This window comes from Paraburkholderia caledonica (genome assembly GCF_000383275.1).
GTDB lineage: Bacteria > Pseudomonadota > Gammaproteobacteria > Burkholderiales > Burkholderiaceae > Paraburkholderia > Paraburkholderia caledonica.
This window is the reverse complement of sequence record NZ_KB911045.1, coordinates 146,145-172,684: the sequence shown is the minus strand read 5'-3', so window position 1 is coordinate 172,684 and position 26,540 is coordinate 146,145. Positions and strand designations below refer to the sequence as shown.

23 protein-coding genes are annotated in these 26,540 nt (G+C 62.5%); 15 read left to right on the top strand and 8 right to left on the bottom strand.

The genetic code is table 11. From position 1 onward, the window contains the following. The first annotated feature begins 269 nt into the window (after positions 1 to 269). The 7 genes from H281_RS0127815 to H281_RS0127785 all read left to right on the top strand — a co-directional run bounded on the left by H281_RS0127815 (position 270) and on the right by H281_RS0127785 (position 6,705). Entirely contained in the window at positions 270 to 1,364 is a 1,095-nt protein-coding gene (locus H281_RS0127815) for an ABC transporter substrate-binding protein (RefSeq protein WP_020070423.1), read from the top strand. Positions 1,365 to 1,441: 77 nt separating this feature from the next. Further along, a complete protein-coding gene (locus H281_RS0127810) occupies positions 1,442 to 2,365 on the top strand; it encodes an ABC transporter permease (protein ID WP_020070422.1) in 924 nt (307 codons plus the stop codon). Continuing rightward, positions 2,362 to 3,252, top strand: coding sequence for an ABC transporter permease (locus H281_RS0127805; protein ID WP_020070421.1), 891 nt, complete (start codon positions 2,362 to 2,364; stop codon positions 3,250 to 3,252). The genes H281_RS0127810 and H281_RS0127805 overlap by 4 nt, the downstream gene beginning before the upstream one ends. 40 nt (positions 3,253 to 3,292) lie before the next feature. Then, complete coding sequence (locus H281_RS0127800; protein WP_020070420.1) at positions 3,293 to 4,369, top strand: ABC transporter ATP-binding protein; 1,077 nt, start codon at positions 3,293 to 3,295, stop codon at positions 4,367 to 4,369. Positions 4,370 to 4,422: 53 nt separating this feature from the next. Beyond that, entirely contained in the window at positions 4,423 to 5,259 is an 837-nt protein-coding gene (locus H281_RS0127795) for a transporter substrate-binding domain-containing protein (protein WP_020070419.1), read from the top strand. Between the two features lie 40 nt (positions 5,260 to 5,299). Beyond that, a complete protein-coding gene (locus tag H281_RS0127790) occupies positions 5,300 to 6,046 on the top strand; it encodes an amino acid ABC transporter permease (protein ID WP_020070418.1) in 747 nt (248 codons plus the stop codon). Positions 6,047 to 6,048: 2 nt separating this feature from the next. Continuing rightward, entirely contained in the window at positions 6,049 to 6,705 is a 657-nt protein-coding gene (locus H281_RS0127785; protein WP_020070417.1) for an amino acid ABC transporter permease, read from the top strand. A gap of 94 nt (positions 6,706 to 6,799) precedes the next feature. Here the strand turns inward: H281_RS0127785 and H281_RS0127780 are convergent, their stop codons facing one another. From H281_RS0127780 to H281_RS0127770, 3 genes are read right to left on the bottom strand one after another with little or no spacing between them, the layout of a single operon-like run. Beyond that, positions 6,800 to 8,095 carry a cytochrome c gene (locus tag H281_RS0127780; protein WP_020070416.1) on the bottom strand — a complete coding sequence of 432 codons (1,296 nt, stop codon included), beginning with the start codon at positions 8,093 to 8,095 and terminating at the stop codon, positions 6,800 to 6,802. 12 nt (positions 8,096 to 8,107) lie between these two features. After that, complete coding sequence (locus H281_RS0127775; protein ID WP_020070415.1) at positions 8,108 to 10,357, bottom strand: xanthine dehydrogenase family protein molybdopterin-binding subunit; 2,250 nt, start codon at positions 10,355 to 10,357, stop codon at positions 8,108 to 8,110. A gap of 1 nt (position 10,358) precedes the next feature. Beyond that, a complete protein-coding gene (locus H281_RS0127770; RefSeq protein WP_020070414.1) occupies positions 10,359 to 10,814 on the bottom strand; it encodes a (2Fe-2S)-binding protein in 456 nt (151 codons plus the stop codon). Between the two features lie 330 nt (positions 10,815 to 11,144). Between H281_RS0127770 and H281_RS0127765 the strand changes: the two genes are divergently transcribed. Together H281_RS0127765 and H281_RS0127760 are read left to right on the top strand one after the other, a co-directional pair. Continuing rightward, the gene (locus tag H281_RS0127765; protein ID WP_020070413.1) at positions 11,145 to 11,543 is read left to right on the top strand and encodes a hypothetical protein; all 399 of its coding nucleotides are present in this window, start codon (positions 11,145 to 11,147) and stop codon (positions 11,541 to 11,543) included. A 436-nt stretch (positions 11,544 to 11,979) separates the two neighbouring features. Continuing rightward, positions 11,980 to 12,807 (top strand): alpha/beta fold hydrolase, encoded by an 828-nt coding sequence (locus tag H281_RS0127760; RefSeq protein WP_020070412.1) that lies wholly within the window; start codon positions 11,980 to 11,982, stop codon positions 12,805 to 12,807. Between the two features lie 20 nt (positions 12,808 to 12,827). On the opposite strand, the gene H281_RS0127755 is transcribed toward H281_RS0127760, so the two are convergent. Next, positions 12,828 to 13,760 (bottom strand): peptidoglycan DD-metalloendopeptidase family protein, encoded by a 933-nt coding sequence (locus H281_RS0127755; RefSeq protein WP_027805008.1) that lies wholly within the window; start codon positions 13,758 to 13,760, stop codon positions 12,828 to 12,830. A 454-nt stretch (positions 13,761 to 14,214) separates the two neighbouring features. Then, positions 14,215 to 14,631: a hypothetical protein gene (locus tag H281_RS0127750; protein WP_020070410.1), complete on the bottom strand. Its 417-nt coding sequence runs from the start codon at positions 14,629 to 14,631 to the stop codon at positions 14,215 to 14,217. A 270-nt stretch (positions 14,632 to 14,901) separates the two neighbouring features. Here H281_RS0127750 and H281_RS0127745 point away from each other — a divergent pair, with 270 nt between their 5' ends. Next, positions 14,902 to 15,231 (top strand): hypothetical protein, encoded by a 330-nt coding sequence (locus H281_RS0127745; RefSeq protein WP_027805007.1) that lies wholly within the window; start codon positions 14,902 to 14,904, stop codon positions 15,229 to 15,231. Between the two features lie 119 nt (positions 15,232 to 15,350). Here the strand turns inward: H281_RS0127745 and H281_RS0127740 are convergent, their stop codons facing one another. Beyond that, the gene (locus H281_RS0127740) at positions 15,351 to 16,511 is read right to left on the bottom strand and encodes a porin (protein ID WP_020070408.1); all 1,161 of its coding nucleotides are present in this window, start codon (positions 16,509 to 16,511) and stop codon (positions 15,351 to 15,353) included. A 474-nt stretch (positions 16,512 to 16,985) separates the two neighbouring features. Between H281_RS0127740 and H281_RS0127735 the strand changes: the two genes are divergently transcribed. After that, positions 16,986 to 18,095 (top strand): OpgC domain-containing protein, encoded by a 1,110-nt coding sequence (locus tag H281_RS0127735; protein WP_020070407.1) that lies wholly within the window; start codon positions 16,986 to 16,988, stop codon positions 18,093 to 18,095. 178 nt (positions 18,096 to 18,273) lie between these two features. After that, a complete protein-coding gene (locus H281_RS0127730; RefSeq protein WP_020070406.1) occupies positions 18,274 to 19,146 on the top strand; it encodes an alpha/beta hydrolase in 873 nt (290 codons plus the stop codon). A gap of 67 nt (positions 19,147 to 19,213) precedes the next feature. Here the strand turns inward: H281_RS0127730 and H281_RS0127725 are convergent, their stop codons facing one another. Next, on the bottom strand, positions 19,214 to 20,314 hold the full coding sequence (locus H281_RS0127725; RefSeq protein WP_027805006.1) for an AI-2E family transporter: 1,101 nt from the start codon (positions 20,312 to 20,314) through the stop codon (positions 19,214 to 19,216). A 360-nt stretch (positions 20,315 to 20,674) separates the two neighbouring features. On the opposite strand from H281_RS0127725, the gene H281_RS0127720 reads away from it, so the two are divergent. Both H281_RS0127720 and H281_RS0127715 read left to right on the top strand, forming a co-directional pair. Further along, positions 20,675 to 20,962, top strand: a complete 288-nt coding sequence (locus tag H281_RS0127720; protein WP_027779345.1) for a DUF3331 domain-containing protein — start codon at positions 20,675 to 20,677, stop codon at positions 20,960 to 20,962. A 214-nt stretch (positions 20,963 to 21,176) separates the two neighbouring features. Then, the gene (locus tag H281_RS0127715; RefSeq protein WP_020070403.1) at positions 21,177 to 23,762 is read left to right on the top strand and encodes an adenosylcobalamin-dependent ribonucleoside-diphosphate reductase; all 2,586 of its coding nucleotides are present in this window, start codon (positions 21,177 to 21,179) and stop codon (positions 23,760 to 23,762) included. A gap of 92 nt (positions 23,763 to 23,854) precedes the next feature. Here H281_RS0127715 and H281_RS0127710 read toward each other — a convergent pair whose 3' ends face one another. Beyond that, a complete protein-coding gene (locus tag H281_RS0127710) occupies positions 23,855 to 24,751 on the bottom strand; it encodes an alpha/beta fold hydrolase (RefSeq protein ID WP_020070402.1) in 897 nt (298 codons plus the stop codon). Positions 24,752 to 25,127: 376 nt separating this feature from the next. Here H281_RS0127710 and H281_RS0127705 point away from each other — a divergent pair, with 376 nt between their 5' ends. Then, positions 25,128 to 26,525: a PQQ-dependent sugar dehydrogenase gene (locus H281_RS0127705; RefSeq protein ID WP_020070401.1), complete on the top strand. Its 1,398-nt coding sequence runs from the start codon at positions 25,128 to 25,130 to the stop codon at positions 26,523 to 26,525. Positions 26,526 to 26,540 lie beyond the last annotated feature (15 nt).

Here is a 26,540-nt window from a genome sequence, read left to right as displayed (position 1 = left end):
GAAAAGCATGGACGTTAACCCGAATACGCCGGTGGCTCAACCTTCGGGCGGATCGCGTGACGCGCTTTCCGCACTTCGCGATACGTGCCCGGCATGAGATTACGTCATGCCCTCCATGCGCATATTTCGTTTGTTGACGGATTTTGGCAAACCTAGAGTGCATCCACAGTACGCATCCGCCAACGCCAACGATCGGTGCCGTGCGGTGCGGCGGCAGCGGTCACAGCGATTATCACCAGGCAACAGGCGTTCAACACAGGGAGACCGCCATGCAAGAGATCAAACGGGGCAGAAGGCAGGCCATCAAGACGATTGGCGCAGCGCTCGCGGCGTCCACGTTGCCGATGCCGTTCGTCAATCTGCGCGCGCAGCAGCAGAACTTTAGCGGCAAGACGTTGCGGCTCCTGACATGGTCGGACGACACGGGCGCGGCCGCGCTGCGCAACATCGCCGCGACGTTCACCGCGAAGACCGGCGCGAAGGTGATCGCCGACCGCGCCGACGGCACCTCGGGCATGGTCGCGAAGGTCAAGGCCGCGGGCGAGCGCCCGACCTACGACGTCATCACGCTCGCGGGCGTGGGCGCAGCCGGTCTCGGCGATGCTGGCTTGCTGATGAAGCCCGATCTCGACAAGCTGCCCAACCTGAAAGAAGTGGCGCCGCAGTACCGCACTGGCGCGAACGGCTTTGGCATTGGCTACCTGCTGTGGTCCGACGGTCTGATCTACAACACGTCGACGGTGAAAACCGCGCCGTCGTCGTATGAAGCGCTGTGGGACCCCAAATACGCCGGCCGCCTGTTCCTGCCGCCGCCGGAATGGGCCGAAGCGGTCGATCTGGCGATCATCGCCGCGAAGATGAACGGCGGCTCGCAGCAGAACATCGAGCCCGGTTTCAAGAAGCTGATGCAACTGAAAGACCACGTCATGACGCTCGGTGAAAATCCGAACCAGGTGGCCGATCTCTTTCGCACCGGCTCGCTCGACATTGGCGGCATCTATTCGCCGGCGTTTTTCCCCGATCAGATTCGCAAGCCGGAATACAAGATGGGCGTGACGTACGGCATGAAAGAAGGCTTCGCCACGCAATTGATGTTCACGGTGATCCCGAAATCGCATCCCGGCGACATCGATCTCATCCACGCCTTCATCAATCATTCGCTCGATGCCGGCGTGCAAGGCCGCATGGCCGCCGACGTGCTCAACGGCCCGGTCAATTCGAAAGCGGTGATTCCCGCCGAGAGCCGCGCGTTCGTGCCAAGCGCGCAGCAGATCGCCGAGAAAGCCGTGCTGCATGACGACAAGGCGCTCGCCGCCGTGCAGCCCGCGTGGATCAAGCGCTACACCGAAATCTTTTCGGCATGACGACGATGCCAGCGCGCTTCTCGCGGCGTGCTTCAGCGGCCTCCTCCGATGCTACGGCTCACGAGGCGGCGCCTGGCATGGGCGCCGCGTCCCGCGCCGCACTCATCGCCGGACCCGACGCCACAGGACCCGACGCGCCTGCGGCCAGCGTCGCGCAGAAGGCGAGGCCATGGCTGCTGCTCGCGCCGATCCTGCTGTTTCTCGCGGTGCTCGGCGCGGCGGCGCTCGTCGTGTTGCGCATGAGCTTCGGCACGCAAGGCAACGAATGGCATGGCTTCACGCTGCAGAACTACGCTGATCTGCTGGACGGCTACTTCATGCGGTCGTTGTGGCTCACATTGAAGCTCGCGTTCCAGAGCATGATCTGCGCGGTGCTGCTGGCCATTCCGGTCGCGCTCGCGATGGCGCGCACGACGTCGCGTCTCGCGCGGCGGCTGTTGCTGGCCGGCGTGCTGCTGCCGCTGCTCGTCAATCTGCTGCTGCAAGGCTATGGCTGGCTGATCATCCTCGGGCCGGCCGGTTTGCTCAATCACGCGCTGCTCGGCAGCGGTCTCATGCATCGTCCGTTGATGTGGCTGTACCGTGAAAACGGCGTGCTGCTCGGCCTCATCCAGACGGCGTTTCCACTTGCGGTGCTGCCGCTTTCGAGTGCCATGCGCGCCGTCTCCAGTTCATTCGAGGAAGCCGCGGCGACGCTCGGCGCAACGCGCTGGCAAACGCTGCGGCATGTCCTGTTGCCGCTCGCCATGCCCGGTCTGGTGTCGGGCGCGCTACTCGTGTTCGCCTACAACGCCAGCGCGTTCGCCGTGCCGCTTTTGCTCGGCGGCCGCCGCGTGCCGATGCTCGCGGTACTGGTTCACGATCAGGTCGCGCCTTTGCTGAACTGGCCGGCCGCGTCGGCATCCGGTGTCGTATTGATGATCGCGACGCTCGCCGTGATGGCGCTTTCACAACGACTCGTGCGCCGCACCCAACGTCTCGCCGAGGAGCCCCACGCATGAGCACGCCCGTCCCGAGTGCGCGCTTGCATCGCGCGTCGCCGCCGCCCCGCTGGCCGCGTCTGTCCAACGCTCTGCCCGGTCAGCTCGGCAAGGCCACGGCCTTGCTCGCGGCGATCGTGCTGTTCGTCGCCGCGCTGCCCATTCTCACCATGATCACGATGTCGTTCAGCGCGGCCGACACGCTGGAATTCCCGCCGCACGCGTACGGTCTGCACTGGTATCGCGCCGCATGGCAAAGCTTCGTGTCGCCGGACGCAACCAGTTCGCTTTCGATGGGCGCCGCGTTGAGCACGAGCCTGATCGTCGCGCTGTCGACCATGCTGATCGCGACGCTCGTCTCCGTGCCCGCGGCTTACGCGCTGAGCCGCTATCGCTTTCGCGGCAAACCGGCGGTCGAGCAACTGGTCGCGCTGCCGCTCGTCTATCCGCTCGTGATGCTGGGCCTGTCGCTGTTGCTTGTCTTCAACGTGCTGCCGGTCGAACTCGGCGTCTTCCGCCTGATCGTCGCGCACGTGATTCTGGCTCTGCCCTTCACGGTGAAAAACTGCGCGGCGTCGGTCGCCTCGATTGGTCCCGAGTTCGAAGAAGCGGCCTGCGTGATGGGCGCGAGCCCGGCCCGCGCGCTCGTCGACGTGATCCTGCCGCTGATGCGGCCGGGCATTCTCGCCGGCATGTTGTTCGCGTTCATCGTGTCGTTCAACGAATTCACCGTGACGTTCTTCCTGTACACCATCGACACAATGACCTTGCCGGTGTGGCTGTACAGCCGCACGGTGTCGTCGCTCGATCCGACCGTGTTCTGCTTCGCGGTGTTTATCGTCGCGATCGATTTCGCGCTGATCTGGCTGCTCGAAAAGCTGATCGGCGACGAAGGGGTTGCGCTGTGACCGCACGTGTTTTTCCGACGCCTTCTTGCTGGAGCATTCGATGACTCATCTGACCTTGCAGGCCGTGACCCGGCGCTTCGGCGCGGCCTATGCTGTCGACAGCGTCGATCTGAGCGTGCCGGACGGCAAGCTCGTGTGCTTTCTCGGCCCGTCGGGCTGCGGCAAAACCACCTTGCTGCGGATGATCGCCGGCCTCGAAACGCCGACCTCGGGCAGCATCGAATTCGCGGGCCGCGACATCACGCGCGTGCCGGCCAACCAGCGCGACTTCGGCATGGTGTTCCAGTCGCTTGCGCTCTTTCCGCACATGAGCGTCGCGCAAAACATCGCCTATCCGCTGAAGCTGCGTAAGACGCCGAAGCCCGAACAGGCGCGCCGGATCGCCGAACTGCTCGAACTGATCCAGTTGCCGCACATGGCGAACCGGCCGGTCACCCAGCTTTCCGGCGGTCAGCGGCAACGGGTGGCGATTGCGCGTGCGATCGCGTCGCAGCCGAAACTGCTGCTTCTGGACGAACCGCTTTCCGCGCTCGACGCCAAATTGCGCGAAGCGATGCAAGTGGAAATTCGCCTGCTGCAACAGCGCCTCGGCATCACCACGATCATGGTCACGCACGATCAGCGCGAAGCAATGACCATGGCCGATGAAATCGTCGTAATGGAAAAAGGCCGCATCGCTCAGGTCGGCAAGCCGCTCGACATCTATCGCGATCCGGTCAGCGAGTTCGTGGCCGACTTTATCGGGCTCGGTAATATCCTGCCGGTCACTTACGACGGCGCGGGCGCGGTCAGTCTTCCTGGCGGCGTGCGCATTGCGGTGTCGCAGGCGGCTCGCGTTCCGGAGTCCACGAGCGACATCCGTTTGCTGATCCGTCCCGAGGACGTCTGCGTGAAATCCGCGACCGGCGCCGCCGCAGGGCCGAACCGGCTGGCCGGTACGGTCACGTTTATCCGCGACGTAGGCGCCTCGCTTGAGGCGACGATCGATTGCGCCGGCTTTACGCTGACTGCCGCAACTACGCCGCGCGAAACACCGGGCCTTGCGCTCGGCATGCCGGTGCTGGCCGAACTGCCGCCGCACGCGTGCAAGCTGATCGCCGCGCGCGCGGTGCAGTGATATCAATCGTATTCCAACACGACAGTTGCAACACACTCGACAGAGGACAGACCATGAATCAGCTCATTAAGCAACTCAAGCCCGTTCGATCGACAGCGCGCCGCGCATTCGCCACGCTGGCCGCAGCGCTCGCGTTCACCGGCGCTGGCGCGCTCAGCGCGTTTTCGCCGGCCGCTCATGCCGATGCGCTCGACAGCATTGCCAAATCGGGCACCGTGCGCATTGGCGTGTTCATGGACTATCCGCCGTTCGGCTCGATCGGGCCGGACATGAAGCCGATGGGCTATGACATCGACGTCGCGAATCTGATCGGCCGCGCGCTCAACGCCAAGGTCGAACTGGTCCAGGTGACGGGCGACAACCGCATGGCATACCTCGCGGACCGTAAGGCCGACATGCTGCTGTCGGTCGGTCAGACGCCCGAGCGCGAGAAGGTGATCGACTTCTCGCAGCCGTACGCGCCGTATTACCTGGCCGTGTTCGGCCCGAAAGCATTGCCGGTGAAAAACGCCGCCGACCTGGCAGGCAAGTCCATTTCGGTCGCGCGCGGCACGCTGGAAGACCTGAGCGTGACGAAGATCGCGCCGCCCAGCGCGAACATCAAACGTTTCGACGATCCTAACGGAGCAATTTCGGCGTTTCTTTCTGGTCAGGTACAGTTGATGGTCGTCGGCAACGACGTCGGCGCCACGATTCTCGCGCGTCATCCCGCCAACGATCCCGAGCAGAAGTTCTCGCTTTTCAGCTCGCCGGATCACGTCGGTTTGAACAAGAACGAGCCGCGTCTGAAGCAGAAAGTCGACGAAACCATAGCCAAGGCCCGCAAGGACGGCACCATGAACGCGATTTCGCAGAAATGGCTGCGCACGCCGTTGCCGGCCGATCTCTGATTTTCCTGTACGGAGTTTGACTCACGATGAGCGCCACGCCATGACCTATGCGTTCGATTTCAGCGGCTTCGGCCTCTATGCGGGGATGCTCGCGCGCGGTGTTGCCGTCACATTGGGACTCACGGCGATCTCGACCTTGCTCGGCGCCGTGGTCGGCATCGCGGGCGCGAGCGTCGCGGTGGCCGGACCAAAATGGGCGCGCTGGGTCGTGGCGAGCTATGTGGAACTGATCCGCAATACGCCGTTCATCGTGCAGTTGTTCTTCGTGTTCTTCGGCTTGCCGAGCCTCGGTATTCACATCGACGAAATACAGGCGGCGATTCTGGCGATGACCGTCAACCTGGGTGCCTACGCAATCGAAATCGTGCGCGCGGGCATCGACTCCATTTCGCGCGGCCAGGTTCAGGCCGCGCAAGCACTCGGTCTGCATGGACGGCAAGTGTTTCGCTACATCGTGCTGCCGCAGGCGCTCGCCAATGTGTTTCCCGCGCTCCTGAGCCAGGTGCTGATCGTGATGCTCGGCTCGGCGGTGGTGTCGCAGATCTCCGTTCCCGATCTCACGTACGCAGCCAACTTCATTCAGTCTCGCAATTTCCGTTCGTTCGAGAGCTACCTGATCATCACGGCGACGTATCTGCTGCTATCCATCGTGCTGCGGCAAATCCTCAACCGGTTCGGACGCGGCCTGTTTGCGGGCCGCACCGCGCGCGGCGCCGACAGCGCGCCTCGCAGCTGGCGTGCCCGCCTGATGTGGCGCGGCGCCCGCACCCTGCCCGCGGAGCGTTGATCATGGTCGAATTCACCCTGTGGGACATCGCTCGGAATCTGCTGCTCGCGGCGCGCTGGACAGTGCTGCTTTCGTTGATCGCGTTTGTCGGCGGCGGCATCGTTGGCCTGATCCTGCTCGCCATGCGTGTGTCGCCGCTCCCGTGGCTGCGCCGCATCGTCGTGCTCTATGTGGAGGTGTTTCAGGGCACGCCGCTGCTGATGCAACTCTTTCTCGCATTTTTTGGTCTGCCGCTCCTCGGCGTGGACGTGTCGCCGTGGGTCGCCGCCACGGTCACGCTCACGCTTTACACGAGCGCGTATCTGGTCGACATCTGGCGAGGCTGTGTGGAAGCCGTGCCGCGCGGTCAGTGGGCCGCCGGCGCGAGTCTCGGCATGACGTTCAGCCAGCAGTTGCGTTATATCGTCTGGCCGCAGGCGCTCAAAATCGCCGTTGCGCCGACGGTCGGCTTTCTCGTGCAGGTAGTCAAGAGCACTGCGCTGGCGTCGATTATCGGCTTCACTGAATTGACGAAGACCGGCACGATGATCACGAACGCAGCGTTCCGCCCGTTTCCGATCTACGGGATGGTCGCCATGATCTACTTCGCGATGTGCTTTCCGCTGACCTGGTACGCACGCGTGCTGGAGAAACGGCAAAAGGTCGGACAGCATCGCTAGACCTCGCGAGCCGGGTGCGTCGCAGAATGGAAAAAAGCGTCAACCGCCGCAAGACGGTTGACGCTTTTTCATGCGCTCACGCTTTACGCTACAGCTAGCGCGCCGCTTGAGTCGACTTGCGCAGCTTCGTCACGTCGGCGGCCGTGACTGCGGGCGCGCCGTTATTCCAGCCCGCGCGCACGAACGTGAGCACGTCGGCGATCTGCTGGTCGTTGAGCACCGGCGCGTACTTCGGCATTGGATACGGCGCGGGAATGCCGCCGATCACGAGGTCCTCGGTGCCGTTCAGCGTCACGTTGATGAGCGACGACGCGTCCTTTTCCAGCACGTTGGGATTGCCGGCCAACGGCGCAAGCATCGGCGCAAAACCGCGTCCGTCGACGCCGTGACAATGCATGCAATACGCGGTGTAGACGCGCGCGCCGGCATCGTTCGCGGGACGGTTGAGCGACACCTTCGTCGTTTGCGGATCGTACTTGTAGGGCGGCGCACCGTTGCCGCCCACCGCCGGCAGCGACTTCAGATACGTCGTCATCGCCGCGATATCGCCGTCGTTCAGGTTCTGCGTGCTGTTGTTGATCACGCTCGTCATCGAGCCGAATGCGGAAGCGTGACGATTCGCGCCGGTCTTCAGGAACGCCTGCAAGTCCTGATCGCTCCAGCGCCCGAGGCCGACGTTATGTTCGCCGGTGAGGTTCGTCGCGTACCAGTTGTCGAGCAGACCGCCAGTCAGAAACGCGCTGCCGGTTTCGTCGAGCGCCTTCTCCTGGAACGCAATGCCGCGCGGCGTGTGACATGAGCCGCAGTGCCCGAGTCCCTGGATCAGATACGCGCCGCGATTCCATGCGACGTCCTTGCCCGGCTTGTTCTGGTACACGCCCTTCTCGAGGAACACCATGTTCCAGAGCTTCAGCGGCCAGCGCATGTTCATCGGCCATTTGATGTCGGACTCGCGATTGGCCTGCTGCACCGGAGCGACGCCGCTCATGAAAAACGCGTAAAGCGCTTTCATGTCTTCGTCGTTGACCTTTGCATACGACGGATACGGCATCGCCGGATACAGGTTGTGGCCGTCTTTCGCGACACCTTCGCGCATGGCGCGGGCGAAGTCCTGCTCCGTATAGCTGCCGATGCCGGTTTGCGCGTCGGGCGTGATGTTGGTGGTGTAGATCTGGCCCATCGGCGTGTTCATCGGCAAGCCGCCCGCGAACGGCTTGCCTTTCGGCGCCGTGTGGCATGCGGCGCAATCGCCGGCCTTCGCCAGATACGCGCCGCGTTGCACGAGCGCCTGGTCGGCTGCGGATGCCGCCGCGCTTGCCGGCGATGTCTGGGCCAGAAAAGGCAACGCCACGCATAGCGCCGCACCGAAACCCTTCAGAGTGTTTTTCATGTCGGGCTCCCGTTAAGCGGTTTTCAACTGGCTGCCGACCGGCAATTGCCGCAGCCGCTTGCCGGTGGCCGCGAAAATCGCGTTGGTCAGCGCGGGCGCGAGCGCGGCTGTTCCCGGCTCGCCGATGCCGCCCGGCGCCTCGCTGCTCTTCACGATATGCACGTCGATAGGCGGCGTCTCGTCGATACGCAGCATCCGGTAGTCCGTGAAGTTGTTTTGCTCCACGCGGCCGTCCTTGATCGTGATCTCGCTATAAAGCGCCGCCGTAATGCCGAAGATGATCCCGCCTTGCACCTGCGCTTCGACGGTGTTCGGATTGACGACCATTCCGCAATCGACCGCGCACACCACGCGCTTGACCGCCACCTCGCCCTGATCGACCGCGACATCGACGACGATCGCGAAGTAGCTGCCGAACGCATGCATGACCGACACGCCGCGCCCTTGCCCCTTCGGCACCGCGCTGCCCCAATTTGCCGCCTGCGCGGCAGTGTTGAGCACATTCAGCGCACGCGGCGTCTTGCCGAGCAGATCGCGCCGGTATTTGACCGGGTCCACCTTGGCCTCGGCCGCGAGTTCGTCGATAAAACTTTCGACCACGAACGTGCCGCGCGTCGGGCCCACGCCGCGCCAGAACGCGGTGGGAATGGCGTGCGGCTCCTGGCGCACGTAGTCGACGAGCTGGTTGGGCAAGTCGTACGGCAGATCGGACGCGACTTCGACCGCGTCGGGATCGAGCCCGTCCTTGAATGCAGGCGGTGCAAAGCGCGCCATGATCGACGAACCGACGATCCGGTGCTGCCACGCGAGCGGCTTGCCGTTCGCGTCGAGGCCCGCGGAAATCTTGTCGTAGTAGTACGGCCGGTACATGTCGTGCTGAATGTCTTCTTCGCGCGTCCACAACACTTTGACGGGCGTCGACACCTGCTTGCCGATCTTGACCGCCTGCGTGACCATATCGAACTCGAGCCGGCGACCGAAGCCGCCGCCGATCAGATGGTTGTGCACGACGATCTTGTCGGCGGGCAAGCCGGTCACGGCCATTGCCGCGTCGCGCACGCGCGTGGGCACCTGCGAGCCGAGCCAGATTTCGCAGCCATCGGGGCGCACATGCACCGTACAGTTGATCGGCTCCATCGTGGCATGCGCGAGAAACGGCTGCTGATAGACGGCATCGACTCGCGTCTTCGCGTTCGAAAAGGCGTGCACCACATCGCCGTCTTTGCGTGCGACCGCGCCGTTGCGTTGCGACGCATTGGCCAGATCGTCGACGATCTGCTTCATCGAAAGCTTTGCGTCCGCGCCCTCGTTCCATTTGATGTCGAGCGCCTGCAGCCCGCGTTTGGCTGCCCACGTATGATCGCCGATCACGGCGACCGCGTTGTCGATCTTGACGACCTGACGCACGCCGGGGATCTTCTTCGCGTTGGTATCGTCGACGCTCGCAAGCTTGCCACCGAACACGGGGCAATTTGCGATGGCCGCGTAGACCATGTCGGGTAGTCGCACGTCGAGGCCGAACGTTGCGGTGCCGTCCACTTTTTCCGGCGAATCGAGGCGCTTCACGGCCGTGCCGATGATCTTGAAGTCTTTCGGGTCCTTCAGCGGCACGTTCTGCGGCACCGGCAGTTTGGCCGCGGCATCCACCAACTGGCCATAGCCGATGCTGCGATTGCTCGCCGCGTGAATGACCTGACCGGATTTCGCATGACAGCTTGAGGCGTCCACTTGCCATTGCTGCGCGGCCGCGCCGATAAGCAGCATGCGCGCGGTGGCCCCCGCCTTGCGCATCGGCTCCCATGCATAGCGGATCGACGTCGATCCGCCGGTGAGCTGGCCGCCGAGCAACGGGTCGGTGAAGAGCTTCTCGTCAGGCGGCGCGTGGTCGAGCGTGACGGTGTCGAGCGGCACTTCGAGTTCTTCGGCGATCAACATTGGAATCGACGTATAAACGCCCTGACCCATCTCGACCTTCGGAATCACCAGCGTAACCTTGCCTGCCGTGTCGATCTGGATGAACGCATTCGGTGCGAACACGCCGTTCTGCGCCGCTTCGTTTGCGTCGCCGCCAATCACCGACTTGCCGGCTTTCTGGTCCTGACTGACGGCCGGCATGCTGAAGCCGAGCAGCAGCCCGCCACCCGCCGCCGCGCCGACGGTCACACTCAGCTTGAGGAATGTGCGGCGCGACACGCCGCGCTTTCCGCTTGCGTCGGGCGAGGACGTTGCGCCGTTCTGTGCATCGAGCAATCCTTGCGACATATCAGACTCCCTTCGCCGCATGCTTGATTGCAACGCGGATGCGGTTGTACGTGCCGCAGCGGCAGATGTTGCCGGCCATGGCTGCGTCGATGTCAGCATCGGTAGGATTGGGGTTGCTTGCAATCAGCGACGCCGCCGACATGACCTGGCCCGACTGGCAGTAGCCGCATTGCACCACGTCCAGTTGGCGCCACGCCTGCTGCACCTTCTGGCCCGCGGGTGTGTTGCCGACTGCTTCAATCGTAGTGATCTTCTTGTCGCCGACAGCCGCCGCCGGCAATACGCACGAGCGCACTGCGACGCCGTCGAGATGAACGGTGCAGGCGCCGCATTGAGCGATACCGCAGCCGAACTTCGTGCCGGTCAAGCCGACGAGATCGCGAAGGACCCACAACAGAGGCATGTCGGGCGGCGCGTCCACGGTATGTGTCTCGCCGTTGATATTGAATGTTGTCATGAGCGACTCCTTGTGGGGTTATCTTTTGCCAGGCTGTTTAGTCATGACCGGCGTTCAAAACGCAATGACTCGCCGCGTTTATTCGACAGCAATGACTAATGCGCAATGACTAATGCGCAATGCCAATATGCGCCGTTGCAAACGCGTCGTCGCGTAACTGCACGCGAGGCATCGCGCTACTGACTGTGAGGGTTCGGCGAATTGTAGCCGTGCATTAAGAACTTCGCCTGGACCCCGCCATCGCTGTGCAATGGCACCGGAGCGGCCCCAGGCGCCGCATTTTTGTTAGCATGGGCGAGACCTGCACTGACCATCCGAAGGAGCCGCATCATGAACGACCAGCAATGCACCCAATTCCTCTCGGAGATCCGCAGACCTTTGCTGGCGCTGCATAAGGCGATACTCGATCATGAGCGCGCGTCGTACGAGAAAGAATTCGGCCCGGTCACGCCTGCGGCGTTTCTGCAAGTGCTGATCAACGGTACAGGCTTCCGCTGGCTCACGCCGCTCTCGACGATCATCGCGAACGTCGACGAAATTCTCGACGACAAGGAAGCCGACGCCACGGACCGGATCGCCGCTGCCGAAGCCGTTACCGGCCTCTTCTCCCCCGACCAGCCGAACAACATTTTCCTGCCGCGTTATCTGCCGCTGTTGCAGGCCGATCCGGCGATACTCCATTTGCATGGCCAGGTATCGCAACTCTTGCGCGGCGCGCAAGCGAAGTAGTCGAAGTAGTCACTGACAGGCCGCGTCTCCCGGATTTCCTCACCGTTCGCAAGCGGTTGCATGTGAATAGTCTGCGTCAATCCAGCGTAGTTGCTCCTTCGCGGCGGAGCTTTGCCAATCAGCGATTACCAGGCTTTGCTAACCATGACGGCGCAAAATCGCCCTGATTCAAGGGCATTCATGCGCGATTCGTAAAGATGATGCATGCGTGACTGGTGGACGGAGGTGCCGTGCAAGCGCGATGAAAGACCTATCGACCAAATTGCCTGGGTTTGCTGAACAATTTTACGGTGAGCTTTTGCGGGACGTGGGCGGTCAAGCCGAGCAGCGTCTGGCGGTGCATCGCGGCGCCTGCCGTAAAACCACGCAAAACCGTGATGCATGCTGCCGCGAGCCCTGCTAACGTAAGCAGACTTCGTCACAACCGCTCACTGCCATGAACGACTGGCCACTGCCCCAAACCTATACGTTCCGCGATCAAAGCGTGCGCTTCAACGTGACAGGAACCGGCCCGCCACTCGTGCTGGTACATGGCACACCGTTTTCATCCTATGTGTGGCATCGCATCGCGCCACATCTCGCGCAACATCGCACGGTCCATTATTACGATTTGCTGGGTTACGGGCAGTCCGCCATGTGCGACGGCCAGGACGTGTCTCTCGGTGTCCAGAATGCGTTGCTCGCCGAATTGCTCGCGCACTGGCAATTGAAGAGCCCGGATGTGATCGCGCATGACTTCGGCGGAGCCACGTCGTTGCGTGCGCATCTGATCAACGGTTGCGACTACCGCAGCCTCATGCTGATCGATCCGGTCGCGCTCGCGCCGTGGGGCTCGCCGTTCGTCCAGCACGTGCGCCGCCACGGCGACGCCTTCGCAGGGCTGCCGCCCTACATTCACGAGGCCGTGGTCAACGCGTATGTGCGCGGCGCGATCGCGCGCGACATCACAGATCACGAGCTTGCGCCGTACGTGACACCATGGCTCGGCGCAACAGGGCAAGCTGCGTTCTACCGGCAGATCGCGCAAATGGATCAGCGTTACACAGACGAAGTCGAACCCCGCTATGCGCAACTGCGCTGCCCGACGCAGATTCTGTGGGGCGAAGAGGATCGGTGGATTGAGCTGGAGCGCGGCCGCCGTCTGGCCGCGCTGATTCCGCAGGCGCGCTTTCAGGCCGTGCCGCGCGCAGGCCATCTGGTGCAGGAAGATGCGCCGGAAGCAATCGTCGCGGCGGCGCTCGGGTGGCTCGGGCAGCTCGACTGAAGCCGCCCGACGAGATGCGCCTAGCCGCGTCCTTGCGGCAGGTACGGCATTGGATCAATGGGCTTGCCGTCGCGGCGCAATTCGAAGCCGACCGAGACGCGTGAGTTGTTCTGATCGCCCATCTCGGCGATCTGCTGCCCTTGACGAACGATGTCTCCCGTCTTGACCAGCAGCTTGCGGTTATGCGAGTAGGCGGTGAGAAAGTCTTTGTTGTGCTGAACGATGATGAGACTGCCGTAGCTGTTCAGCCCCGTACCGGCGTACATGACCTTGCCGTCGGCCGCAGCACGAACCGGATCGCCTGCCTTGCCGCCGATCTCTATGCCGCGCGTTTCGCCCGGCTGAAACCCTTCGACCACCCGGCCGCCCGCCGGCCACGCGAGCGCGACACCGTTCGCGTGACGCATGGTCTGTTGCGCGACTTCGCGCGCTTCGGCGGCACTCGGGCCGGCCGAAGCTTGCGCGGCTGACGACGCTCCGGCTGCCGCAGTATCGGCCGCGGAAGTCTGCGCGACAGAGGCGCTCGACGTAGCAGCGGCGGCTTTTGCGGCAGCCGCTGCCGCGTTGACCGCCTGCACCGTTTCCGGCGATGCAACACGCAACACCTGGCCCCTCTTCAACCGCGACGATGCCTTGAGGCCGTTCCACGCCTGCAACTGCCCGACACTGCAATGATGACGCTGCGCGATGCGCGCCAGCGTGTCTCCGCGCTTGACCCGATACACCAGCGGCGGCGCTTTCCTGAGTGGTGAGGCTTCATTGGCGGCCGGCGCCGGCGTATTCGCCGATGCAGACAGTCCCGCCGTGCCTGCCACGTTTGCGGCGCCTGTTGCCGATGCTCCGTCGCCCTGCGCACCCTGCTGCCCGAGGTTCGCGCAACCGGTCATCGCAAGCGCCAGCCACGCGCCGGCAATGCTGACCATTATTGCTCTGTCGAAACGCTTTCCGATCATGTTCGAATCCTGACGTATCTTGTTGGCAGGTCGCAGATGCCTTGCCGCATGCGATGCGCGCGATTGAACAACGCGCAGCCTTTCGTGTTGCGACCTGGCGAGCGCGCGTTGCGCGCCCCGCACCCTTGCTGTTCTTGCCTTGCATTCGACCGGCCCGCTCGTCGATTCGTCGCTCGCGCGACGGCGGATTCGGGCGCTCAAAGCAGCCACTCCCTCCGAGGACGGGCCAGACCGGACTAAATTCCCAGCAGAATTGTAAAGTGGCTTCAACAGAAAACCCGGCGCGTCACACAGTCTGATACAAACGTTACGCACGGCCTTGCATGCGTCGTTGCGCGCGCAACGGGCGGGCAACGCGATCGACGCCATCTGCTTAACGGCACGCCGCCGTCATAACTTGAATGGCCGGTTCGAAAAGGCGATGGGCCACGCGCGCCGGTCGAGCCGGCAAGCATCAGCTGTAGTACTGCCCCGCATAGCGCACGTAGCCGACGGGATGGTGAGTGAAATGCAGGACTGGCAGGACGGGGTCGGAATTGTCGTCGGTCGGATAGGCGCTCGCCTCGGGAATGTATTCGCCTTGCACCTCGATCGGTTGACCGGCTTGTAGTCCGGGAATCTCTTCGGACAGTCCCTCGTTGTCGCCGAAGCGAACCGCCACGAACACTTCTGTGCCCACCAGGTTTTGCGTGCCGCCTTCGAACTTCAACACTTTGTCGATCTTGATGACCATATGCTGATGATTCGCGCCGTGGTGGTTGTCCGGACTCGCGAATACTTTGCTGATTGTGCCTTGCACGCAGGCGAGCGGCGCGCCCAGCGAATGAACATAACGATGGTGAGGAAGAATTTGCGTCGCACGATTGCTCATGAAATCTCCATTGAAGAAGTCAGGTCAATGTCCCGCGGTTGACTGAGCCGGGGCGGAGCCCGTATCCGCCCTCGCGCTTTAGGATTTCTCCGAAGCGTGATTAGGAAACGGACGATAGGTTGAAGAGCATAAAAAAAATATTCTTAGGCCTCTTTTGATGCTGACTGCCGCGCACCGAAAAAGCTCCCAGTTACTCAACTGAAATACCTTCCCTTCCGAATATTTTGCTTCATCAACCCTCACCCGGACGATGAAGAAGTCGAGGCTCAAGTGGATTCTCTTACATCAGCCAACCGCTTCATGAGCGGTTTCTTCTTTGGCGCCGTGATCGCTACCGCCATCATGGTGCTGTTCTGCGTCGGGGCTGAATTTTCCCCGCTCATGGCCAGACTGCATGCATTCGCACAGGTCATTGCGACGGCGGTCATCTCGCTCCTTATCGCCGACACCAGGCCGGTTCTGTACAAGACGGTATGGAGCAAGCGCCGCAGCAGCTTCATTCTCGACGAAGATCTGAGTGCGACTCTCCGCGGCCGAACCTTCGGCATTCCCGCAGGCGTGATGGCCGGCATTCTGGTGCAAAACGTCCTGATGAACTGAGTATCGAATGAAGCAGCCGGTGCGAATGACCGGCAAAAAACGACGCGCCCGGTGAACTGCTCACCGGGCGCGTTTTTCTTTTGTATTGTCGTTATCGGCGGCGGCGTACAGACTCAAGTTTAAAATTTATGCCGTATCGCGGCGCGCACCACGACCTGTTTCGATGTAGACGACGGCGCTTGTGCGCCGGTTATAAACGCATCATCGAGTATCGAGTAAGTGGAGTCGCCAGTCACGTGCTGGTACTCGCCTTGAATGTAGACATCGGTGCGTTTGGACAGGTTGTAATCGGCCATCAAACCAAACGAATGGATTTTCGGTTTGACGCCGCCGCTCGACGCATCGTAGTTTTCCATCGTATAGACGTACTGCGCCCCGACGAACAGCACCGGTGAAAACTGGTATTTTCCGTTCAACTCGAAGTTCTGATATTTCAACGAATTCAGCAATACGCCGGGCGGCACGAGCGGCGTAACGCCGAGATAACCATTACCGGTCGGATTCAGATAATTCGAGTTGCTGTACACAAAACCCGCCGTAGCCGGACCGAAGTTATACGTAATGCCACCACCGAATACGCGCATACGGGTTGCGATAAAGCTGGCGTCATTGGCGGTAATTGCACCATTCACGCCATTGCCGGGATTATTGGCCTGTAAATAGGCGGCGCTCACGAGCAGCCCTCCATAGGCGTACTGTCCGCCGACGCTATAAGCGCGGTTATTGCCGAAGTTGGTATCGTTACTGAAGCTGTATGTGCCGCCGAATTGAAAACCGCTAAGCGACGGGCTCGTGTATTTGACGGTGTTGTTGAGGCGAAACGAGTTATCCGTGTTGTCGTTATCGTAGGGGTGCGAGAAGAGCGAGCCGGCCCAATTGCCATTGGCCGTGGTCTGCGCCAGATAATCGACTACCGAATCGTATTGGCGCCCGAACGTCAACGTGCCAAAGCGGTCCGCGCTCAGGCCGACGAAAGCCTGCCGCCCGAACATACGGCCACCCTGATTGAATCGCCCTGAACTCAGGTCGAAACCATTCTCGAGCTGAAAAATCGCCTTGAGGCCGCCGCCAAGTTCCTCCGCGCCCTTTAGCCCCCATCGGCTGCCTTGCGCATAGCCGCTCGCCAACTCGTAGGCATGGCCACGGCCGGCGTTGTTCGTGTAGTTGATGCCTTCGTCGAGCACGCCATACAGCGTGACGCTCGTCTGCGCCGAAGCTGGTGCGCTGAAAGCGGCGGACACAGCGGTGGAAACAGCGAGCGCGAACACTTGCTTGTTCATGACGATCCCCCTGCACTCGAGTAATGGGCCTAACTCGATCCGACGCCTTCTTCTTGACCCTACGACAACGCGCTTCTAGATGCCTGACGCGCTTACGGGAAATCCTCACACGCCGTAAGCCGTCCGTCCATTGGGTGTCGCTTGGATATGTCAAAACGTTGCGAAATCTCCACTGTCTTTAACCGCCTATTCCGCCGACAACCCATGTGGGCGGGCTTCCCATTTGTGTGACTCCAAGCAGACTTGTCACAGAAAGAAATATAATCGCTGACTTTCGCGGCACCGAAGCGGAACTCCGCCGCTCTGCCCGGGTCATTTTTACTGCATCGTGCAACCGTGCCTTCGTGCCGGTCGACAGCGGCAACGCGATTGCGCGGCCGCCGCAGCACTCATCCACTATTCCAAAGCCATGTGAGACGCCCGACGCGCTGAAAGAGCGCGCCGTCGCACGCGGCTGCTTTTGGCATAAAAACAATGAAACCGTCGCAATCCCGTTTAGTCGAGCTCGACTTTTTTCGCGGACTCGTTCTGCTGATCATCGTGGTGGACCACATCGGCGGAAGCATTCTGTCGCGCGTCACGCTGCACGCGTATGCGCTGTGCGACGCCGCGGAAGTCTTCGTCTTCCTCGGCGGCTTTGCTACCGCGACGGCCTACGCGGCGCTCGCCGAGCGGCGTAGCGAAACCATCGCGCGCAACCGCTTCCTGCGGCGCTCGCTGGAAATCTATCGGGCGTTTCTCGTGACCGCGGGCCTGATGCTGCTCGTGAGCGCGGTCCTGAACGCATTCAGCATCGAGGCGCCGAACCTCGCGATCACCGACCTCGACGACCTGATGGACACGCCCGTCGCCGCCATGCGTGACATCCTGTTGTTCCGCCGCCAGCCTTACCTTGCGTCGGTGTTGCCCATGTACGCTTTCTTCGCGCTGCTCGTGCCGATGATCCTGCCGCTTGCGCGCAGCAAGCCTTGGCTTCTGCTTGCCGGCAGCGTCGCGCTGTGGGCCGGCGCGCCGGCCATCAATGCGTATCTGCCGGCCGCGCCCGACATGCATTGGGACTTCAACCCGTTCGCCTGGCAGTTGCTGTTCGTGCTCGGCGCGCTCGCGCGCTGCCAGCCCGTCTATCAGCGAGTGAGCGAGCATCGCTTGGGCTGGCTCGTCACTTTCGCGGCGTGCTCGGTAGTGGCGCTCGCCGCTTACTACAAGCTCTTTATTGAACGCGAGCCGCTCGATGCGAGCTTCAAGCAGAATCTGTCGTACTTGCGAGCGGTCAACTTCCTCGCCATCGCATGGCTTGTCGCCAACCTGATCGAGCTTGGCTGGGCTAAAAAACTCGCTGAGTCGCTGCCGTTGATCGGTGTCATTGGACGCAAGGGCCTGCTTTGCTTCATCGCCGGCGCAGTGATCTCGCTCGTGGTGGACTCGGTGCTGTATGCGGCAACCGACGGCTATCTGAACTATCCGCTCGGTCTGCTCGCCGACGCGTGCGCGGTCACGGCCTTGTTCGCCGTCGCGTGCGGGACCGAGCCGCTCAAGCGCCTCGTGACGCGTCTTTTCACCACGCGGCTTCGCACGTCGCCATAAAGCGCCGAAGGCAATGCGCATGGCGGCACCTCGACACGCCGCCTTGAAAGCTTTTACCCCGCTGCGTGCCCGGTATCCGGAACAAGGGGTCGCCATAAAGCTCTTTGGACAAAGAGCCACCGGATGCTGATAGCATGACGGCCGCGCGTCAACTGGCGCGGCTGCTTCCTACCCTGACATGCGTCCATTCCTACACTCCGTGCTGGCTGTTCTTTGCGCCGCTTGCGGCGCTTCGTCTTTTGCAAGCACGGTAACGAATCGAAGCTTCCATTCGTCCGCGCTCGGACGCGACTGGTCCTACACGCTTTATCTGCCGACCGGCTACCGTCCGGACGCCGCGCGCATTCCGGTCATCTATCTCCTGCACGGCAACAATGGCGACGCGAATGACTGGATCACCCAAGGCCATCTGCAAAGCACGGTCGACGCGCTGATCGAACACCGCGATATCCCGCCGGTCGCGGTCGTGATGCCGCAAGGCGGCACCGACTGGTACGTCGATCGCAAGGAAAAGATGGAGACCGCTTTCTTCGACGATCTCCTCCCAGAGATCGAAACGCACTACGCCGTGTCGACCCAGCGCGCCGGGCGGATGATCGGCGGCGTCTCGATGGGCGGCTTCGGCGCGTTGCGCTACGTGATGACGCAGCCGGAACGGTTTTGCGGCGCGCTGCTGCTGAGCCCTGCCATCTATGCAAACGAGCCGCCGCGCGGTTCGGCCGCGCGACGTGTCGGCGTGTTCGGGGAGCGGCAATTCGATCCGCGCATCTGGCACGAGCTGAACTACCCGGCGCAGTGGGAGCGCTATATGAGCCGGCCTTATCGCGTGCCCGTCTTTATCGCCGCCGGCGACGACGATCTCGCCATTCAGGCCGACGCGTCTTTGCTTTACACGCACCTTCGGTTAGCCGGTAATCCGGCAGCGCTGCGCATTATCGACGGCGGCCACACGTGGGACGTATGGAGCGCCCTTCTACCGGGCGCATTGAAATACACACTCGGCTGCGCGAGATCGCCGGTGCAGGAACATCCGTCGAATCAGCGGCCCTGAGGCGGGCGCCGCGCAGATGCGGGCGCCGCGCAGAGCGGGACCGGGCATTGCATTGATGTGCATGCAACTACTGCACGAGATCGGTCCACAGCACCATCAGCACGGTCATCAACGCGGGGCCGATAAAGAGGCCGAGCAGGCCGAACGTCTCGGCGCCGCCGAGGATGCCAAAGAGCACGAGCAGAAACGGCAGGCGCGTCGAATTGCCGATCAGCACGGGCCGCACGAAATGCTCGGCGACGAACACCACGATCGCACCGAACACCAGCAGACCGATTGCGCCCGCCACCGATCCTTGTGAGAACAGCCACAACGCGGCGAGGCTGAAAGTGATCGGCGCGCAGAACGGCAACATCGCAGCAATCGCGGTGATCAGCGCAAGCAGCGCCACATGCGGCAAGCCGGTCACGAAATAGGCGACGCCGAGCAACGCGCCTTCGCCGAGTCCGACTACCACGAGTCCGGACACGGTGCCGCGTACCGCCGTGGCCATGCGCTGAACGAGCTGCGCGCCGTCTTCACCGAAACCGCGCCGCAGGCCCCGGCTCAATGCGCCCGACAGACGCGGCCCTGCCTGGAAGATCACGAACAACGTCACCAGCATGAATGCGAAGACGGTGACCGCATGCACGGCGCGCGCGCCGAAGTGCCGCCCGAGCGTGACGACCGTGGTGCTGTGCAAGCCCTTCATCGCTGCGGAATCGCGCAACGGCGGCGCGAGATAGGTCTGCCACCAAGCCGCGACCTGCTGGGCACCGAACGGCAAACGGTGAAGGAAATCCGGCATTGCAATGCCGTTCTCCTGCGCGGTCTTGAACCACTCGCTGAGGTCACGCGCTTCGCGCAAGGCCTGCGCAATGCCGATGCCGACCGGCAGCACCACGAGCAACGCTATCGCAAGGGTCAGCACGGCTGCGATCAAGGTGGTGCGGCCGGTGAGCCAGCGGTTGCCTTCGACCTTGCGCAGCAGCGGCCACAAGGCAATCGCCAGCACGCCTGCCCAGGCGACCACCGGGATGAAGTCGCGCACGACCCACAACGCCAGCAGCACGAGCCCAATGTAAAGCACCAGCGAAGCCGCCCTCTGCTTCTTGACGCGCCCAGGCGTTGCCGGCAACTCCGTGGAATGCGTCGAGTCTGGCGGGGGGACGGGTGGACGTGAATTCATGTGAGCTCTTCTATTAATGCCAATGTTGAAACCGGGATGCGCGCGAGCCGACTCGCCAAAGCCAAACACGTTAGACTTGCGGGACGCGCTCGAACCATCGCAATGACATCTTAAAGGAAGCGCGCGAACGCCTCTGACCGCGGTTCTGGTGTCTCAGCGATTACAACACTGCGTTGCAAAAAACGCTCCTATCTTATTTCGGGATAGCAAGCGGGGCGCCAAGCCCCGCCGATTCGAGCCCCTTCGAAAGTCAAGTCTGATTGTTGCTAATTGGGGAACAGTGTTTCAACGGGGACACAATGGCTCTGCGGCGCGCGCAGGTCTACATTCGGCACACCCACAAATACGGAGCCGACGATGATGACCCTGGAGTCCATCCCCCTTGACGGTACCAACGGCGTACGCATCGAAATTCTCGAGCGCTCCGACACGACGCTGGTGATCCGCTGGGTCGAGCCGGGGCGATGTCATTACGGCGAGCAGCGCTGGCGGCGCAGATCCGCGCACACTTCGGGAACGTGCGCAGTGACGCGTCGCAAGATTCGACGCGGCGACGCGGTATTCAAGCCGGCCGAGCGCCCGGCGCCGGCGAATGCTTCCGCCATGATCTGCGCCGAGATCGTCGGCGCGCTACCTGCCGAAGCCTGATTTTTCTGCTGTATCCCTGTCTGCATGCCGGCGCGGCCATGAGGTTCTCCGACCGCGCCGCGCACAACCCTCCCCCGATTGCGGCCCTTCGCCACGTGCGTTAAGGTGGACCTGCTTGCGTCACGTCACCCGCCTGCCCACCGCGCGGCGGTAACGTGACGTGCATATTCACCTATCGCGCCGTGCGCGCCACGGCGCTGCTCGAGGGCATACCATGGCAGAAGACACGCCGCATCCGTCGACCCGGCAGGACACCGGCGCGGCGAGCGCGCCTCCCACTCCTCTAGTCGCTCCGCAGCAATTTTCCACCGACGTCCTGCTCGAAAAGTACGCGAAAGGCGACGAGCAATCCGCCGACGACGTCTTCAGGCGCGTCGCCCGCGGCGTCGCCGAGGCCGAACCGCCGGAACTGCGCGAATCGGTAGAAGCGCTTTTCGTCGATAACCTGCGACATGGCGCGCTCGGCGCCGGCCGCATCATGAGCGCGGCGGGCACCGGCATCGCGGCCACGCTGATCAACTGCTTCGTGCAGCCGGTCGGCGACGCGATTCAAGGCGTCGACGAACAAGGGCTGCCCGGCATCTACGTCGCGCTGCTGCAAGCCGCGGAGACGATGCGGCGCGGCGGCGGCGTCGGCTACAACTTTTCGGCGATCCGGCCCAAGGGCGCGCGCGTTCACACCACGAGTTCGTCGGCGTCCGGGCCGTGCAGTTATATGGATGTGTTCGACGCGTCCTGCCGCACGGTGGAAAGCGCGGGCTCGCGGCGCGGCGCACAGATGGCCGTGCTCGACTGCGATCATCCGGACCTGCTCGAATTCATCGAGGCGAAGCACTCGAAGGGACGCTGGAACAACTTCAACGTTTCCGTCGGCGTGACCGACGAATTCATGCGGGCGGTCGAAGAAGATCAGCCCTGGCAGCTCGTGCATCGCGCCGAGCCATCGCCGGCGCTGCGCGCAGCAGGCGACGTCAGGCAGCGGAACGACGGTATGTGGGTCTACAGCGAGCGGCCCGCGCGCGAGATCTGGGACCGCATCATGCGCTCCACTTACGACGTCGCAGAACCGGGCATCGTCTTCATCTCGCGGATGAACGACGACAACAACCTGCGCGCCGTCGAAACGATTCGGGCGACCAACCCTTGCGGCGAACAACCGCTGCCCGCTTATGGCTGCTGCAACCTCGGCCCGCTGAATCTCACGCGTTTCGTGATCGATCCGTTCGCGCAAATGAAAGGCGGCAAGCCGTCATTCGACTGGGACGGTCTCGCGAGGCGCACGCGCACGCAGGTGCGTTTTCTCGACGACGTGCTCGACGTCACGCTGTGGCCGCTGCCGCAGCAATACGAAGAATCGCGCGCGAAACGCCGCATCGGAGTGGGCTTTACCGGCCTCGGCGATACGCTCGTGATGCTTGGCTTGCGCTACGACTCGCAGGAAGGCCGCGACTTCGCCGTGAGTATTGCGCGGCTGATGCGCGACGAGGCGTATCGCGCTTCGGTGGAACTCGCGAAGGAGCGCGGCGCATTTGCGCTCTTCGATGCCGCGCGCTACCTCGAAGCGGGCACGTTCGCATCGCGCTTGCCCGACGACATCAAAGAGGCGATTCGCCGCCACGGTATTCGCAATAGCCATCTTCTGTCGATCGCGCCGACCGGCACCGTAAGCCTCGCATTCGCGGACAACGCGTCCAACGGCATCGAGCCTGCATTCTCGTGGACCTACACGCGCATGAAGGTGATGGCGGACGGCGGCCGCGAATCGTTCGATGTCGAAGACTACGCCTACCGGCTTTATCGCGAGCTGGGCGGCGACGTGAGCCGGCTGCCCGACTATTTTGTCAGCGCACTCGAAATGTCCGCGCGCGATCATCTGGACATGATGGCGGCCGTGCAGCCTTACGTGGACACGTCGATCTCGAAGACGGTGAACGTGCCCGCCGACTATCCGTTCGGAGCCTTCGAGAGCCTGTATTTCGATGCATGGAAAAACGGCCTCAAGGGTCTCGCCACGTATCGGCCGAACGAAACTCTCGGCGCGGTGCTCAGCGTGAGTCCGCCCCAAGCCGACGACACGCTGGCCGAAACCGATCTCGATCCGCTGCGTATCGCGATCGACCATCGGCCGAAAGGCGAGCTGCCGGCGATCATCGAGAAGGTCGAGTATCTGACGCAAGCCGGCAAGAAATCGCTATACGTCGCGGTGTCGTTTATCGAGGTGACAGGGCGTCTCGGCGGAGAAGACGTGACCATCGAGCGGCCCATCGAGTTCTTTATCCCGACCGGTCAGCGCGACGAGTCGCAGCAGTGGATCACGGCGACCATGCGTTCGCTGTCGCTCGCCGCGCGCGGCGGGTTCGTCGCACGCAATCTGCAGGACATGCGCAAGGTGTCGTGGGATCGCGGGCAAGTGCGTCTTGGCGAAGTGCAGCGTCTGGACGGTCACCGCACGCCGCGCTGGCACGATTCGGAAGTCGCCGCCCTCGCCTTTGCAATCCAGCAGATCCTGCACCGCCGTGGATTCCTCGATGCCGAGGGCAATCAGGTTCCATCGCGCCTGCTCGCGCGTTTGCCGCGCGGACAGATGAAAGCGGAAACCGCGTTGCCCGCGGACTTCGGCATCCGCCCGCATCCGGGCGAAGCCGAAACCAGCACATTGCAATCGACGCAACCCGGCCTGCTACCAGGACTGCATACAATGCTGGGACGCAAATGCGGGTCGTGCGGCGCGAACGCCGTGATTCGCAAGGACGGATGCGACTTCTGCACGGCGTGCGGCGAAGTGGGGGCTTGCGGGTGAGTGTGGCGATCGTTCGTCGCTCGGCGTAACGGGAACGACGGCGAGTTGCTCACCCGCCTGTCCAGGTCATCGGACAGCGCGGCACGCCGCTCTTATAGCCACTCGCGTACTTTGAGGATCGCGTCGGCGAAAGCCGAGGGCTGCTCCTGCGGCAGGTTATGTCCCGCATCGATCACGCGGTGTTCGTGCGCGGCGATGAACATGCGGCTGTGATCTGACGTCCCACCGGGTTTCAGCGGGTCTCTAGTGCCGTCGAGCGTCACTGCGGGCACCGCGATGGCGGGCTTTTGCGCGAGGCGCTGTTCGAGAGAGTCCAACGCTGGGTCGCCGGCTGCGAGGCCGAAGCTGTGGCGGTAACAATGGATCACGACATCGACGAAGTGAGGATTGTCGAAGGACGCCGCCGTACGGTCGAACACCACCTGGTCGAACCGCCAGCCCGGCGACCACTCTTCCCACAGCATCCGGCACAGGTCGCGGCGGTGTTCGGCGAGGCATGCGCGCCCGCGCTCGGTCTGAAACAGATGCTGATACCAGCAAACGTGCTCGAGCGAAGGCGCGGATGGACGTCGTTGGGCGCTGACATCGATGATGTCGTAGCCCGCATACGAGACAAGGCCACCTATCCGCTCCGGCCACAACGCCGCGACGACGCACGACGCGTTGCCGCCCCAGTCGAAACCGGCGAGGATCGGGCGCTCAAGGCCGAGAGCGTCCGAAAGCTGGACGATATCGCGACCGCGCGCGGCTTGTTGCCCGCTTCGCATGATCGCGTCGGCAGCGAAGCGGGTAGGACCGAACCCGCGCGTATAGGGAACAATGATTCTCGCTCCAGCGTGGGCGAGGATCGGCGCCACGTCATCGAAGGCATGAACGTCGTAGGGAAAACCGTGCGACAGGATGACGGGCCAACCGTCGCCGGGACCATAGTCGAGGAAAGCGATCCGCAGACTCCCGGTCGCGACCGTCTTCACCGGCTGCTCATTCATGCAGGTCATCTCCGATGGGTTAGGATTCCTGGTTTACGAACGCTGGCCGACCTCGACGCGCTAAATTGCCGAAAAGAGTCGCTCGCAGCAGCAGCGGCGGCGTAATCCGACAAACCCGACCACGACGCCATCAAATAAAGCACATCGATTAGCCGTTGCGCCGGGCGTCGCGGCGCATCCGGCACAAGTGCCGGTCCCGCAGCGTGGAGTCGCGCTTCAGCGTCCCGCTCGGCCGGCTCGCGTGGCAAACGCTGACAGTGTTTTGTCCGCCGCCCACCGTTGCACAGACCACTATTTAACATCTGCGGCGTCGAAAGCAAACGACTCACGCGGTGGGTGGCGCTGCCTCGCGGTCCGATCCGTGCGGGAGGTCAAAATGTCGCGCTATAGCAAAATCTGGTTGAGCCAAAGCGGCGCAATCGCCGCGCTGGTACTGTTGCTGACTCTACTGTTTCCGCCCGGTGCGGCGGAGGCAGTTTCCCCGAACGCCGCTGTCTCCAATGCTGCGGTTGTTACGCAGTCGGTTACGTGCCAACCCACTTCCATCACGAGGCCGCAACCGACCCTCCCAAAGGGTTTCACCGAGCAGATTTTATACAGCGGCTGTCTTAACCAGCCGACAGCGATAAGTTTCAACAAGAATAAAACGAGGGTTTTCGTTGCCGAAAAAGGCGGCAGGGTTTGGAATTGCGATTTGTCTTCTCCCACCTGTTTGCTGTTTGCCGACCTGAGCGGCAAAGTCTGCAATGATTCCGACCGGGGACTGCTCGGGCTTGCAGTAGATCCCCAGAACGACGGCAAAGTCTACGTGCTTTACACCACGCCGCCTGCTACTGGGGCGTGCAGCGGAAACGTCCTTACCCATGGCCAGCTTTCCCTTTTGACAGGGACGGGCGAAACGAAGATCCTGCCCGCCGCAGGGTCAGGCAACCAGACCTGGTGCTTCTTCTACACGTCCCACAGTATCGGTGGCCTGGTTTTCGGATCGGATAACAAAACGCTCTACGTTAGCGCTGGCGACGGCGCAAGCTTCAATCAGGTCGACTACGGTCAGTTGGATAACGCTTGCGGCGATGGAACGAATCTGCCACAGGGGGCGTTCCGCAGTCAGGGTGTCTCGCCTTACAGCGATGGCGTTATTTTGCGGATAGTGAATCCAGGCACGACCACCCAAAGCATTGCCACGGTTGCAAACGGCCTGCGCAATCCTTTCCGCTTTGCGCGCGCGCCCGGCACGGGTGAACTGTATATCGGCAATGTCGGCTGGAACGCCTGGGAGTCCATCGATCATGTGAGCGTCGAAGGCCAGAACTTCGGATGGCCGTGCTACGAAGGATGGAACCCTAGTAATAACGCCGCTGCGGCTCCGCAACCCGACTACCAGAGCACTGCCTACTGTGGGAGCGTTGGGGGTGTCACTGCGCCGTTCTTTGCTTACGCTCACCTGGGTTACGTCACGCTCGACGATCGAAAAGGCAGGGCCTGCGGCGGCAAACCGTCCGGCGGAGGGCCGGACCAGAACGGCAGCGTGCTATCAGCCATTGGGTTCACTGACGACACGAGCACGACCTACCCCGTTCAGTTCAAGAGCGCGCTGTACTTCGGTGATCTATTGCGCAAATGCATCTGGACAATGCGGCCTCCCGACAACACGCCACAGAATTTTGCGAAGGGTCTGCAAGGAGGACCGGTGGATTTGAAAGCAGGTCAAGACGGAGACCTCTTCTACGTCGACCTGGTTACCAGTACGGTAAGGCGCATCACGCACAAGTAGCCGGGAGGTCACACC

What these genes read in the sequence shown, in the direction of transcription:
- H281_RS0127815 (WP_020070423.1), top strand. Translation starts at nt 270, where the DNA reads ATGCAAGAGATCAAACGGGGCAGAAGGCAGGCCATCAAGACGATTGGC.
- H281_RS0127810 (WP_020070422.1), top strand. Translation starts at nt 1,442, where the DNA reads ATGGGCGCCGCGTCCCGCGCCGCACTCATCGCCGGACCCGACGCCACA.
- H281_RS0127805 (WP_020070421.1), top strand. Translation starts at nt 2,362, where the DNA reads ATGAGCACGCCCGTCCCGAGTGCGCGCTTGCATCGCGCGTCGCCGCCG.
- H281_RS0127800 (WP_020070420.1), top strand. Translation starts at nt 3,293, where the DNA reads ATGACTCATCTGACCTTGCAGGCCGTGACCCGGCGCTTCGGCGCGGCC.
- H281_RS0127795 (WP_020070419.1), top strand. Translation starts at nt 4,423, where the DNA reads ATGAATCAGCTCATTAAGCAACTCAAGCCCGTTCGATCGACAGCGCGC.
- H281_RS0127790 (WP_020070418.1), top strand. Translation starts at nt 5,300, where the DNA reads ATGACCTATGCGTTCGATTTCAGCGGCTTCGGCCTCTATGCGGGGATG.
- H281_RS0127785 (WP_020070417.1), top strand. Translation starts at nt 6,049, where the DNA reads ATGGTCGAATTCACCCTGTGGGACATCGCTCGGAATCTGCTGCTCGCG.
- H281_RS0127780 (WP_020070416.1), bottom strand. Translation starts at nt 8,095, where the DNA reads ATGAAAAACACTCTGAAGGGTTTCGGTGCGGCGCTATGCGTGGCGTTG.
- H281_RS0127775 (WP_020070415.1), bottom strand. Translation starts at nt 10,357, where the DNA reads ATGTCGCAAGGATTGCTCGATGCACAGAACGGCGCAACGTCCTCGCCC.
- H281_RS0127770 (WP_020070414.1), bottom strand. Translation starts at nt 10,814, where the DNA reads ATGACAACATTCAATATCAACGGCGAGACACATACCGTGGACGCGCCG.
- H281_RS0127765 (WP_020070413.1), top strand. Translation starts at nt 11,145, where the DNA reads ATGAACGACCAGCAATGCACCCAATTCCTCTCGGAGATCCGCAGACCT.
- H281_RS0127760 (WP_020070412.1), top strand. Translation starts at nt 11,980, where the DNA reads ATGAACGACTGGCCACTGCCCCAAACCTATACGTTCCGCGATCAAAGC.
- H281_RS0127755 (WP_027805008.1), bottom strand. Translation starts at nt 13,760, where the DNA reads ATGATCGGAAAGCGTTTCGACAGAGCAATAATGGTCAGCATTGCCGGC.
- H281_RS0127750 (WP_020070410.1), bottom strand. Translation starts at nt 14,631, where the DNA reads ATGAGCAATCGTGCGACGCAAATTCTTCCTCACCATCGTTATGTTCAT.
- H281_RS0127740 (WP_020070408.1), bottom strand. Translation starts at nt 16,511, where the DNA reads ATGAACAAGCAAGTGTTCGCGCTCGCTGTTTCCACCGCTGTGTCCGCC.
- H281_RS0127735 (WP_020070407.1), top strand. Translation starts at nt 16,986, where the DNA reads ATGAAACCGTCGCAATCCCGTTTAGTCGAGCTCGACTTTTTTCGCGGA.
- H281_RS0127730 (WP_020070406.1), top strand. Translation starts at nt 18,274, where the DNA reads ATGCGTCCATTCCTACACTCCGTGCTGGCTGTTCTTTGCGCCGCTTGC.
- H281_RS0127725 (WP_027805006.1), bottom strand. Translation starts at nt 20,314, where the DNA reads ATGAATTCACGTCCACCCGTCCCCCCGCCAGACTCGACGCATTCCACG.
- H281_RS0127720 (WP_027779345.1), top strand. Translation starts at nt 20,675, where the DNA reads ATGACCCTGGAGTCCATCCCCCTTGACGGTACCAACGGCGTACGCATC.
- H281_RS0127715 (WP_020070403.1), top strand. Translation starts at nt 21,177, where the DNA reads ATGGCAGAAGACACGCCGCATCCGTCGACCCGGCAGGACACCGGCGCG.
- H281_RS0127710 (WP_020070402.1), bottom strand. Translation starts at nt 24,751, where the DNA reads ATGAATGAGCAGCCGGTGAAGACGGTCGCGACCGGGAGTCTGCGGATC.
- H281_RS0127705 (WP_020070401.1), top strand. Translation starts at nt 25,128, where the DNA reads ATGTCGCGCTATAGCAAAATCTGGTTGAGCCAAAGCGGCGCAATCGCC.